The organism is Chryseobacterium sp. DT-167, from assembly GCF_058310155.1.
Genome location: NZ_JBZEEQ010000001.1, coordinates 416,282 through 428,740, shown reverse-complemented (window position 1 = coordinate 428,740; position 12,459 = coordinate 416,282). Strand labels below are relative to the sequence as shown.

Annotated in this window: 10 protein-coding genes; 1 reads left to right on the top strand and 9 read right to left on the bottom strand. The window is 34.9% G+C overall.

Annotation, left to right across the window (positions count from 1 at the left end):
• Positions 1-23 precede the first annotated feature (23 nt).
• Entirely contained in the window at positions 24-1,667 is a 1,644-nt protein-coding gene (locus AC4FQ5_RS01875; RefSeq protein ID WP_491140801.1) for an ABC1 kinase family protein, read from the bottom strand.
• A 108-nt stretch (positions 1,668-1,775) separates the two neighbouring features.
• On the opposite strand from AC4FQ5_RS01875, the gene AC4FQ5_RS01870 reads away from it, so the two are divergent.
• Positions 1,776-2,840 carry a hypothetical protein gene (locus AC4FQ5_RS01870; protein ID WP_491140800.1) on the top strand — a complete coding sequence of 355 codons (1,065 nt, stop codon included), beginning with the start codon at positions 1,776-1,778 and terminating at the stop codon, positions 2,838-2,840.
• Between the two features lie 67 nt (positions 2,841-2,907).
• On the opposite strand, the gene pheA is transcribed toward AC4FQ5_RS01870, so the two are convergent.
• From pheA to AC4FQ5_RS01830, 8 genes are all read right to left on the bottom strand, one after another.
• Positions 2,908-3,744, bottom strand: coding sequence for a prephenate dehydratase (gene pheA, locus AC4FQ5_RS01865; protein ID WP_491140799.1), 837 nt, complete (start codon positions 3,742-3,744; stop codon positions 2,908-2,910).
• Positions 3,745-3,983: 239 nt separating this feature from the next.
• The gene (gene guaA / locus AC4FQ5_RS01860; protein WP_491140798.1) at positions 3,984-5,513 is read right to left on the bottom strand and encodes a glutamine-hydrolyzing GMP synthase; all 1,530 of its coding nucleotides are present in this window, start codon (positions 5,511-5,513) and stop codon (positions 3,984-3,986) included.
• Positions 5,514-5,673: 160 nt separating this feature from the next.
• A complete protein-coding gene (gene purD, locus AC4FQ5_RS01855; protein ID WP_491140797.1) occupies positions 5,674-6,912 on the bottom strand; it encodes a phosphoribosylamine--glycine ligase in 1,239 nt (412 codons plus the stop codon).
• Between the two features lie 84 nt (positions 6,913-6,996).
• Positions 6,997-8,511 carry a bifunctional phosphoribosylaminoimidazolecarboxamide formyltransferase/IMP cyclohydrolase gene (gene purH, locus AC4FQ5_RS01850; protein ID WP_491140796.1) on the bottom strand — a complete coding sequence of 505 codons (1,515 nt, stop codon included), beginning with the start codon at positions 8,509-8,511 and terminating at the stop codon, positions 6,997-6,999.
• 415 nt (positions 8,512-8,926) lie between these two features.
• Positions 8,927-9,493 carry a phosphoribosylglycinamide formyltransferase gene (gene purN, locus AC4FQ5_RS01845; RefSeq protein ID WP_491140795.1) on the bottom strand — a complete coding sequence of 189 codons (567 nt, stop codon included), beginning with the start codon at positions 9,491-9,493 and terminating at the stop codon, positions 8,927-8,929.
• A 76-nt stretch (positions 9,494-9,569) separates the two neighbouring features.
• Positions 9,570-10,562, bottom strand: a complete 993-nt coding sequence (gene purM, locus AC4FQ5_RS01840; protein WP_242801999.1) for a phosphoribosylformylglycinamidine cyclo-ligase — start codon at positions 10,560-10,562, stop codon at positions 9,570-9,572.
• A gap of 251 nt (positions 10,563-10,813) precedes the next feature.
• The gene (locus AC4FQ5_RS01835; protein ID WP_491140794.1) at positions 10,814-11,365 is read right to left on the bottom strand and encodes an NADPH-dependent FMN reductase; all 552 of its coding nucleotides are present in this window, start codon (positions 11,363-11,365) and stop codon (positions 10,814-10,816) included.
• A 182-nt stretch (positions 11,366-11,547) separates the two neighbouring features.
• The gene (locus AC4FQ5_RS01830; RefSeq protein ID WP_491140793.1) at positions 11,548-12,276 is read right to left on the bottom strand and encodes a pirin family protein; all 729 of its coding nucleotides are present in this window, start codon (positions 12,274-12,276) and stop codon (positions 11,548-11,550) included.
• Positions 12,277-12,459 lie beyond the last annotated feature (183 nt).

The following is a 12,459-nucleotide window of genomic DNA, read 5'->3' as shown; positions in this document are numbered from 1 at the left end:
AACTATAAAATTGTATATAAGTCCTATTTCCTTGTAATTCTCAATAAAAGAATAATCACCAACAATACTGAAAACACAAATCCTAAGACAGCAACCAAAGACATCTCCCCTATTCTCGGTCCGGATTCTGAAACAAAAACAATCGCCGTTGCAATAATATTAGCTCCCAAGATCATTGCTAAAATTAAATTGATAATACTTGATTTGATCAGATTGTTGGTCTTCTCAATGTTTTTAATTTCACTCGAAATGGTAAATTTATTGTCATCCAGTTTCTGCAAAACAGAGCGGAGTTCTTTCGGAATTTCATCTACGTTATCGGTGAAGCTCATCATTTTTTCCATCCCGGTTTTGAGAAGCTTTTTCGGACTGATCTTTCTGGAAAGAATTTTCTTTGTGTAAGGATGTAAACTTTTTACAACATCCAAATCGGGATTGATTGTTCTTCCGACTCCTTCAATCAGACCGATTCCTTTAAATAAAAGATAAAAATAATCAGGCATGTAGAGCTGATTATCCTTTAAAACATCTTTCATCTTATTAATGATGATATGCGGATCGATGTCTTTCAGCGAAGTACTGTGAACAAAATTCAGAACTTCATCAACATCATTTTCAAATCTTCTTTCATCAGGAATTTCGTAACTGACTGCCATTTTCTTAAGATATCTTACGATCTTGTGGGAGTTTTTAGCGACAAAAGCCACAATCAGACTTTCAAGAATATCTTTATCATTCGGTTGAATTTTCCCAACTGCACCGAAATCGATGAAAACCACTTTTCCATCTTTTTTCACCAAAATATTTCCCGCGTGCGGATCTGCATGAAAGAAACCGTAATCTAATATCTGAGACACAAAAAGCCTTAAACCAACTTCGGAAACCAAAACAGGATCAATATTATTATTTAAAAGTTCAACTTTGTCAGTTACTTTAATTCCGTCAATAAACTCCATGCAAAGGACATTATTGTTAGAAAATTCGTCATAAACAATCGGAACGTAAGTTTCTTTATTGTTTTTAAAATTTAAAGCAAACTGTTTGATATTATTCCTTTCATTAACCAGTGAAACTTCTTCCAGTAAAGACTTTTCGAAAGTTGCGATTGCCTGTTTTAAATTTAATTTTGAACCAATTTCAGAATAAGTTGAAATCAGCTTTACCAAATCTTTTATGAGAAGTAGATCATCTTCAATGACACTTAGAACATCCGGTTTTTTAATCTTTAAAATAACTTCTTCGCCTGTTATTAAGGTCGCTTTGTAAACCTGAGCAATGGAAGCTGTTGCTAAAGGTTTTGTGACAATTTCTGAGAAATGCTCATTGACAACGATGTTAAATTCGTTTTCCAGGATTTCCTCAACATTCATGTCGATCACTTCTACTCTGTCCTGAAGTTTCTGCAATTCCTGAATCAATTCCGGTGGAAGCAGATCTTCACGATTGCTGAAAGTTTGTCCAAGTTTCACAAACGTAGGTCCCAGTTCTTCCAAAACAAGCCGGATTCTTTCGTATACCGTTCCTTTGGAAATGATTTCGTCAGATTGGTCAGAATTATCTTCCGGTTTCTTGCCCATTCTGGCAATCATGTCTTTAAAACCGTATTTGCTTAATACGGAGATTAATCGGGCAGATCTTTTCAGCTTTCGCTGCTGTTTGTCAAACATAATTTTGAGGATGAGTTGAATTGCAAAGTAAGTTCAAAAATTATTCCTATTGAAAATAGATTTTGGAAAATAAATTATTTAAATTTAAAAATTCTTTTTTAAGATCTAATGACAAACAAAATTAAAAATTTCGAAAACGATCAAGTATATTTCGTTTACTGTAATGAAGAAAATAATCAAATTTATGTTTATTACAAAAAACAAGGATTTCATTCACAAAATATGATAGATGTTTTTGGCGGCAAAACTAAATCTTTACTTTTCAAAATTGAAATACCTCAAATTAATTTTAATATTGTCACCGATCTAAAATTCAATATTGATACACAAGAGCTAGTTATCTGTTACTTTGAAAAAATTGCAATTCATAATCTAAATGGAAATCTAATCTGCTTATCAAATATTGACGGAGTAATAAGTTCAAAATATTATAATAAAAATGAAATTCTTCTTGAGATTTATGAGCCTTCTTCCAATCGGTCTTTAGGACTTTTTAATACTAAAGATAGGACTTTGAAAAAATATGAATTGGAAAGTATTGGTCATTATAATCGAAACTTTACTATCGAAAAAACTAATAATTTATTATTTGGTTTATGTAATGCATATGAAAATAGAATGTATTTACATTTATTAGATTTAAAAAAAGATTCTTTGAAAATTGTCTGCGAAAGTGGTCTGTATTGTCATAGAGATGAAATTGAAAACGCTTATATCGAAATAAACAGCTTAGGCGATGAATACATTTTCGTTGCTAATGACGACTACGAGAAAATGACTGTTTGTATTTATAATATTTATGATCAAAAAAAGCCATTGCGAGAAATCAATATTGGAAAGGAGAAATCGCCGATGCTACATCTTTTGTTGGATAAATATTTAGTGATTGAATATGAAGATAAATTTGGAATATTAGATCTTCAAATTAAAGATTCGTTATATAATACCACCAGTAATACTTTCAAGTTTTTTGATAAAGACATTAAGATAAAATTAGCAACTTTAAAAAAAGAAGGTATTATTGTATATATTTTCAATAATGAACTTCAAGTTTATAAAATTAGTGATCAGCCTTTAGAAATTACAGAGGAAAGAATATTAAAAATGAAAGAATTCATTAATAAAGTATGGAATTATGAATTTTTGATGGCGGATATTGATGAGTTTTATTAATATTAGTATAAGTCTATTGTCTAATAAGATAATGATCATCGTTTAAGAATTTTTGTATCCATCAAAATTACTCCACAAAAACATACTCATCATAATGTCCTAAAAATTTCACATTAGAACCTAAAGAAATAATCTCATCGATGGCGTTTTGAGACAAAACATTGTGCCATTCACTGGCAACATTGATGAAGAAAAAATAATTTCCCAAACCTGTTTTTAACGTTCGGCTTTCTATTTTTGAGAGATTCATTCTTCGCCATGCAAATACGGAAAGCACCTGATGAAGACCTCCTGCGTGATCTTCAGGAAGTGTAATGATGAGAGAAGTTTTTTCTGAAGTTTGTGGTAATTCAAGTTTCAAACTTTCTTTCTTTTTTGAAATCACAATAAACTTGGTGTGGTTCTGTTCAAAATCCTGAATATTTTCATGAATAATTTTTAAACCATACAATTTCGCGGAATATCGATTGGCAATTGCAGCCCATTTTTCGTTCGGATTTTCAGAAACTAATTTTGCAGAAGCTGCTGTAGAACTAAAATCCTGTGACGGAATATCTTTAAAATGATCATATCTGAAATGAAAAGTCTGCGCTAAAGCCTGCGGATGGGAAATGACTTTCTCAAAAACTTCATTATCCGGATGAATCATCAAGTGATGAGCGATCGGCATTACCAATTCAGTTTCAATAAATACCTCAAAATCATAGAGATAATCGAGCGTCATAGAAACTGTTCCTTCAATTGAATTTTCCAAAGGAACTACGGCTTTATCGACTGTATTATTTTTCACCGCATTGAAGCAATCTAAAATACTCGATTGTGGAACCAATTCTTCATTCGGGAAAATCTGTGATGCTGCCAACTGCGTGAAACTCGCCTGTGGACCGAGGTATGCTATCTTCATTGAACAAATGTAGAAAATATTGACTGAATTGATGACATTGGACTACGTAAAAACTAATATTAATGTACTTTCAAACAAAAAGTTTCTATTGCCACAAATGCACGAATCTATAATGAAGAATGGTTTTGCTTTTTAATGAAGAAATTTTTGCATTGCTTCGCAAGTTCAAGTAAAGCTTTCGGGTTGAAACCAAAAAAACCAGCCTTGAAAAGCTGGTTTATATTTAATTTAAATCAAGATTACTCCCACTCAATTGTTGCAGGTGGTTTGCTTGAAATATCGTAAGCTACTCTGTTGATTCCTCTTACCTCGTTGATAATTCTGCTTGACACAGTATCTAAAAACTCGTAAGGAAGTCTGCTCCACGTTGCTGTCATAAAGTCGATGGTGTTTGCCGAACGAACTACAGCGGTGTATTCATACGTTCTTTCATCACCCATAACTCCGACAGATTTTACCGGAAGTAAAACCACAAATGCCTGAGAAACTTTCTCATACAAATCGTTTTTGTACAATTCTTCGATGAAAATATCATCAGCTTCCTGAAGGATTTTTACTTTTTCAGCATCTACAGCACCCAAAATTCTGATTCCCAAACCTGGACCAGGGAAAGGGTGTCTGTGTACCAAATGATGAGGAATACCCAATTCTTCACCTACTTTTCTTACTTCGTCTTTAAACAGTTCTCTTAACGGCTCAAGAAGCTCAAACTCCATTTCTTCAGGAAGTCCGCCAACGTTATGGTGAGACTTAATTACTGCTGAAGGTCCGTTTACAGACTGGCTTTCGATCACGTCCGGATAAATTGTACCCTGAGCTAAGAATTTCGCTCCTTCAATTTTATGAGATTCCTCATCGAAAACGTGAATAAATTCGTTTCCGATGATCTTTCTTTTTTGTTCAGGATCATCAACGCCTGCCAATTTTGATAAGAATCTTTCTGAAGCGTCAACCAATTTAATATTCATATTAAAATGCTCACCGTAATTTTTCATTACTTTTACGTCTTCATCTTTTCTTAAAAGCCCAGTGTCTACAAAGATACATTGCAACTGATCTCCAATTGCTTTGTGAATCAAAACCGCAGCAACAGAAGAATCTACACCTCCTGAAAGACCAAGAATTACCTTGTTGTCTCCTACTCTTTCTTTGATTTCTTCTACTGTTTTTTCAATATAATTGGTCAGTTTCCAGTTTTTCTCTGAGTTACAGATTGCGAAAACAAAATTCTCCAACATTTTCCCGCCTTCTTCTGTATGAGAAACTTCCGGGTGGAACTGTACGCAGTATATTTTCTTTTCTTCATTAGAAATTGAAGCGATTACACCCGATTTTGCGTTTAAATCAAAACCCGGAGGCAGCATTCCAACCTCGTCAAAGTGGCTCATCCAAACTACTGAATTCTGAGTAACCCCTTTTAATAAAGAACTTTCTTTTACAATATCTAAATGTGCTTTTCCGTATTCTCCTTTTACACCTTTATGTACCGTTCCACCTAAAAGATGAGCGGTAAGCTGCATTCCATAGCAGATTCCCAAGACAGGAATTCCCTGCTCGTATAATTCTTTTTCAACCAAATGAGCATTTTCTGCATTCACAGAACTTGGACCACCTGAAAGGATAATTCCTTTTGGCTGTTTCTCTAAGATTGTTTCTAATGGTGTATTGAAAGGTAAAATTTCAGAGTACACCCCCATCTCACGGATTCTTCTTCCGATAAGCTGATTGTATTGAGATCCGAAATCTAATATGATAATACCGTTGTTCATTTTTGAATAAATTTTTAAAAGATCTCAGATTTTAGACATCAGACGTCAGACATTTTAGTCTAACAAATGAAATCTAGTATCTGACATCTAGCTTTTCTAATATTGAATGTTTTACAAAAAAAGACTTGGAAATTAATCCAAATCTTTTCTCGTGATTTATTTAAAATTTCCCGATGTCTTCTCTGTAGAAACTGTAATCGAAATGTACGTGAGCTGCGTCTTCGTAAACTTTTTTTCTGGCTTCATCATAAGTAGCTCCTGTAGCCACTACATTCATCACTCTACCCCCGTTAGAAACTATTTTATCCCCTTTTTTGACAGCTCCTGCACACAACACCTGGCTGTGTTTTGCTTTTTCTATTCCCGTGATTTCAAAACCGGTTTCAATGTTTCCGGGATAACCTCCCGAACACATTACCAGACAAACCGCTTTTTCGTCTTTGAATTTAAGATTTAAATCTTTTCCGCTCATGCAATCATTGATCACATCCAACAGATTGTTTTCCATTAAAGCCATCAAAACCTGAGTTTCAGGATCTCCGAATCTCATGTTGTATTCTAATAAGTAAGTTCCGTTTTTAGTCACCATCAATCCGAAGAAAATGATTCCTTTAAAACTGAAACCTTCCGCCTTAAGACCTTTCAACGTTGGTTCCAGAATATTTTTTTCAAAATCTGCGGTATGCTCTGCTGTAAATTCCGGACTTGGTGCTACAGAACCCATCCCACCAGTATTTGGACCTTTATCACCGTTTCCTACTTTCTTATAATCTTTAGCAGCAATACAAGGAAATATTTTTTCACCGTTTGAGAATGCAATAATTGATGCTTCAAAACCTTGTAAAAATTCTTCAATAACCAAACGAATTCCAGCATCCCCGTAAATTCTGCGGATCATAAAATCATGAATGGTAGCTTCAGCTTCTTCAATTGTGTCACAAATAACAACACCTTTTCCACCTGCTAAACCACTTGCCTTAATTACCAACGGATAATCCTGAGTCTGTACGTATGCTTTTGCTTCGTTATATGAATCAAATACCACAGCTTTTGCTGTTTTGATATCATAGGTCTGCATAAATTTCTTAGAGAAAGCCTTACTTCCTTCAAGACTTGCTACTTTCTGGTTCGGACCAAAAACTTTAAGATCATGTTTCTTAAATTCATCCTTCAAACCAGCAACCAAAGGAGCTTCAGGACCAACAATTGTAAGATCTACCTTTTCTTTTATCGCAAAATCTCTCAATTCTTTGATCTCCGACATATGAACATTTTGCCCGATTGCATCAGTAGATGCATTACCGTTAGCAAAAAACATTTTAGTAACTCTGTTGTCCTTTTGAAGTTTCGCTGCCAGTGCAGATTCTCTTCCACCTTCACCTATGATTAATATTCTCATACTTTATTTATTTCTAGTCTAGTTTACAAATATATAATTTTGAATGCTATAAATACAATCTCAAATTACTATTTTAATTCAATTTTAATGAAAGAAATGTCTTACACCCGTGAACATCATTGGGATTTTGTGTTCATTGGCAGCATCGATACTTTCCTGATCTTTCACACTTCCTCCAGGTTGAATAATCGCTGTAATACCTTCCTGAGCGCAGAAATCTACCACGTCACGGAAAGGGAAAAATGCATCAGAAGCCAAAACTAATTCTCCTGTGAATTTTTCTTTTGCTCTTTCAATTGCCTGTTGAGTTGCCCAGATTCTGTTCACTTGTCCACCGCCGATTCCGAAAGCCTGAATACCATTTGAAACAACAATTGCGTTTGATTTTACATATTTTACAACTCTTTGAGAGAACAATAATGCTTTTTTCTGCTCTTCTGTCGGTTGAGTTTCAGTTACCACTTTAATATCATCTGAGAAAATACTGTCGTTGTCCTGAACCAAAATTCCACCATCAACTTTTACCCAGGTTTGCTTATCTGAAACCGGATTAACGATTTTTATAATTCTTAAATTTTTCTTTTTTCTTAAAACTTCCAGAGCATCCTCATCAAATTCAGGAGCCATCACGATTTCAAGGAATGTTTTGTTTAATTCTTCAGCCGTTGCAGCGTCGATTTTAAAGTTTGCAGCTACAATTCCACCGAAGATTGAAACAGGGTCACATTCAAAAGTTTTCTTATATGTTTCTAAAGCTGAAGTTCCGATTGCCACTCCACAAGGTGTAGAATGTTTTACGGCGCAACAAGCCATTTCGTCTTTAAATTCAGTAACCACTTTCCAACAAAGATCCATATCACGAAGGTTGTTGAATGATAATTCTTTACCTCCCAACTGTTCAAAATCTTTCATCGCACCGTTTTCAAATGTTGAAACGTAATATGCAGCAGTTTGATGTGGGTTTTCACCGTATCTTAGGTCTGAAACTTTCTTGTACGAAGCACTTAAATAAGTCGGATAATCTTCTTCTAAAAGCATTCTTGAGATGGCAGCATCGTAAGCTGAAGTCAGATTAAATACTTTTCCGGCTAATTTTTTACGGGTTTCGATGAACGTGTCACCGTTTTGTTCCATTTCGATTTTTACTTTTTCGTAATCTTCAACGTCAGTAATTACCGTTACAGAATCGAAATTTTTAGCAGCCGAACGAAGCATGGAAGGACCTCCGATGTCTATGAATTCTACTTTTTCGTGTAATGAAATGTCTTTGTTTACATTTTCAAAAAACGGATACAAATTCACAATTACCATGTCGATCAAACCGATACTGTGCTCCTGAACGGTTTTCATGTGCTCTTCGTTTGAACGAACTGCCAATAAACCACCGTGAACTTTCGGGTGTAAAGTTTTCACTCTTCCGTCAAGCATTTCAGGAAAATCGGTAACCTCATCGATCTGGATTGGATTTAAACCAGCGTCTTTCAAATGTTTGAACGTCCCTCCTGTAGAAATCAATTCATAATTCTGGGATTCTAAAAACTGTGCGAATTCTGTTAATCCGCTTTTGTCAGAAACACTGATCAAAACTCTCTTGCTCATAGATTTTTTAATTTTTTTAAGTTCAAACCGCAAAAAAATTGCGGTTTTCCCTCATTTTACTTGCCCTTTCGGGGCTTTTCACTTTTTACTTTTTACAGTTATTTCAAACTGTAGACCGGTTCTTTCACCTCCGATCTTACTTTTACTTAGATTTTTTACTTTTTCGAAATATTCTTTAATCAATCTAAGCGTGTCTTTTATTTTTAAGGTAACATTAGTTTTATCTAAATGCATTTGCTTTGTTTAGATTCCTACGGAATGACAAACTGAATGTTTTTTATTTTTTACTGAATACTTTCATTTATAAAAGCGTTTTACTCAGATAAGGTTGATGTTTTAAACCACCCCGGCAAATATTCTTTGAATTTTTACCACCCTCCAAAGGAAGGGAATTTTTATATCTCTATATTAGCTTCTAATTGTTCCCTAATACTTTGTTTATTGCTATAGGGAAAATTTCATATTCAATTTTATGAACTTTTTCTGCCAACGTTTCGGGAGTGTCGTTTTCTGTAACTTCGAATGATTTTTGGAGGATTGCTTCTCCTTCGTCGATTCCTACGGTTACAAAATGTACGGTTGCTCCGCTTTCTTTTTCTTTAGCTTCAATGACAGCGTTGTGAACATGATGTCCCCACATTCCTTTTCCGCCGTATTTTGGAAGTAAAGCCGGGTGAATATTGATGATTTTTCCTTCCCAACTTTCTACAAATTCCGGTTTGAGGATCGATAAAAACCCTGCCAATACAATTAAATCTGTATTTTCAGGAATGATTTTACCCAATTCGCTGCTGAAATTTTTTCCTCTCGGAATCAACACTGTTTCAATGTTGTGTTTTTTTGCTCTTTCGAGTCCGTAACATTCTCTATCGGCAACAACTAAAGATACTTTCGCATTTTGGATTTCTCCGCTTTCGATGGTATCAATAATTCTCTGAAGATTGGTTCCTGAACCTGAAACGAGTATAACTAAGTTTTTCATTAATTTAGATAATAGATTTCAGATACTAGATTCAGATTAAAAGTCTGTCGTCTGATATCTAAAATCTGATGTCTTTTTAGAATTTCAAATCGATTTTTTCAGCTCCTTCCGTGATTTCTCCGATTTCGTAAGCATCGTCTAAAAGGTGAAGCACTTTTTCAGCATGTTCCGGATCTACAACTACGATCATTCCGACCCCCATATTGAAGGTTCCGAACATTTCTTCACGAGCGATGTTTCCTCTTTTTTCCAACTCCAGCATTACGCTTGGAATCTGAATTTTTGATGCATCAATTGAAGCACACAAACCGTCACCGATAATTCTTGGAATATTTTCGTACAGACCGCCTCCTGTAATGTGAGCAATTCCTGAAACTTCTACTTCTTCGATTACGCTGTGAATATCTTTAAAATATAATCTTGTAGGAACCAAAAGTGTTTCATACAAAGGTTTTCCCTCAAATTCTTCTTCGAAATTAGGGAAAATTTTCCTTACTAGAGAAAATCCGTTTGAATGGAATCCTGAACTTGGTAAAGCGATGATTTTATCTCCGGTTTTGATTTTTGAACCATCAATGATCTGGTCTTTTTCAACAATTCCTACACAAAATCCTGCTACATCGTAATCTCCCGGCTGATACATTCCCGGCATTTCGGCAGTTTCACCACCAATCAATGCGCAGTTGTTGTCTTTACAAGCTTTTACCATTCCTAAAACGATTTCAGCAGCGATTTCAGAATCCAATTTTCCGCAAGCCAAATAATCAAGGAAAAACAAAGGTTTTGCACCGTGGCAAAGGATATCGTTGGCACACATTGCGAAACAGTCTACACCGATAGAATCATATCTTTTTGAGTCTAAAGCAACTTTCAGTTTCGTTCCTACTCCATCAGTTCCTGAAACCAAAACCGGGTTTTTGTACCCTCCGATTTCGTAAAAAGCTCCGAAGCTTCCCAAATGATTCAATACATTGGAATTGTGAGTTTCACCCACCGCTTTTTTGATTTTATCAACGGTTTTGTAACCTTCTTCTTTGTCTACACCTGCAGATTTGTACGTATTGCTCATTATTATTTAGATTTTTAGATGCTAGATTTCAGATTCCAGACTGACATCTTTATCTTTTTATATTAACTTTCAGTTTGATTTAAAGAAAATAAAAAGCCGACAATCTTGGTAGATTATCGGCTGATGTTTTATCTGAGAGTTTCAGAGTCCACAGTTTTTCCATTAATTGAAAAACATTCTTTGAAAGTGGACTGAATCTTCATTCTTTTTTCTTTTTGCAAAGATATTAATTTTAAGTTAATATTCAAATGCTATTTTTCCAAGATTGTTTCCAACGCAGAAATCTTACTTACTTTTTCACGTAACTCACTGTCTTTTTCTTCATTAGAAATTTTCTGAGTTTCTTTATCAAAGTTATCATTAAAGAAAGGAAGCGTAAAAGTATCTACAATATTTCCTCCATGTAAAGGAAAACGCTTTTCGGCAGCTTCCAAAACGCCTAAACCACCTCTTCCACCAGGGGCTGTCGCCATCAGTAACATTGGCTTTTCGTTCCAGACTGCTCTTTGCTTGATTCTTGAAGTCCAGTCGAAAACATTTTTAAAAGCTGTTGAATAGGTTCCGTTATGCTCAGAAAGCGATACCAGAAGTACATCTGCATTGTCGATTTTTGTAGCAAAATCCATTGCTTCCCGGGGAACTCCGCTTTCTACTTCTCTTTGGTGCTTATAAATTGGCATTTCAAAATCGTTCATATCTACGACTTCCACTTCTGCATTCTCAAATAATGTTGCTGCGTAAGTGACTAATTGCTTGTTGATTGATGTGTCGGAATTGCTTCCTGCTATGGCTAGGATTTTCATTGTATAATTATCTGTTTATTTCATAGGGCTTTGCCCTATGCTTTTTTATGTCGCCCCTTTGGGGCTTGTTGTTGAGGTGTTTTATTTTATTGTAGTGTTTTAAACCACACCGTCAAAAATTCATTTTGAATTTTCGCCACCCTCCAATGGAGGGGAATTTTGTGTTGCGAAAATATTACTTTTTATTTTAGATATTCAGGTAAATCCATTGGAACTTCCATTAAAAGGATTTCGGTGTCTTCTACAGCTTCGATGTTAAAGCTTTGAGTATCCCAGATTCCTAATCCGTCTTTTTCGTTTAAAATTCTGTCACCAACTTTTGCGCTTCCTTTTAATACAAAAGCATAAACGCCGTTTCCATTTTTGTTGATGGTGTAATTTTTGCCATTTCCTTTGGTGAAGTTGGCCAAATTGAACCACGCATCCTGATGAATCCAAACGCCGTCATCGTTTTTATCAGGTGATAAAATTTGTTGAAACCCATTTATTTTTTCACCTTCTTTAATACTTTTCTGATCATATCTTGGCTCTACATTTTCTTCTCTCGGAAAAACCCAGATTTGTAAGAATTTTACTGCTTCTTCTTTATTCTGATTGTATTCGCTGTGCATTACACCAGTTCCGGCACTCATTACCTGAATTTCTCCTTTTCTGATAACGGCAGTCGTTCCCATAGAATCTTTATGTTCTAAATTTCCTTCCAACGGAATTGAGATGATTTCCATGTTTTTGTGAGGATGCGTTCCGAAACCCATTCCTTGTGAAACGGTGTCGTCATTCAAAACTCTTAACACTCCGAAGTTTGATCTTTCTCTGTTCTGATAGCCTGCAAAACTGAATGTATGATAAGAATTTAACCAACCATGATCTGCGTGACCTCTAGAATCTGCTTTGTGATATACTGTTTTCATATTGTAGATATTTTTTTGATTATTTATAGTACAAATGTACGTCGAGTGTCACAGCAAAATGTTGATGTAAGGTAAGAAAGGACTTATATGGTGAAATGTCAATTGTGGATGGTCAAGTTTCCACTAAGTTATTTTAAATCTTAGGATTTAATTTTGAATAGTGAGTTTTGGCTAAACCTTTTG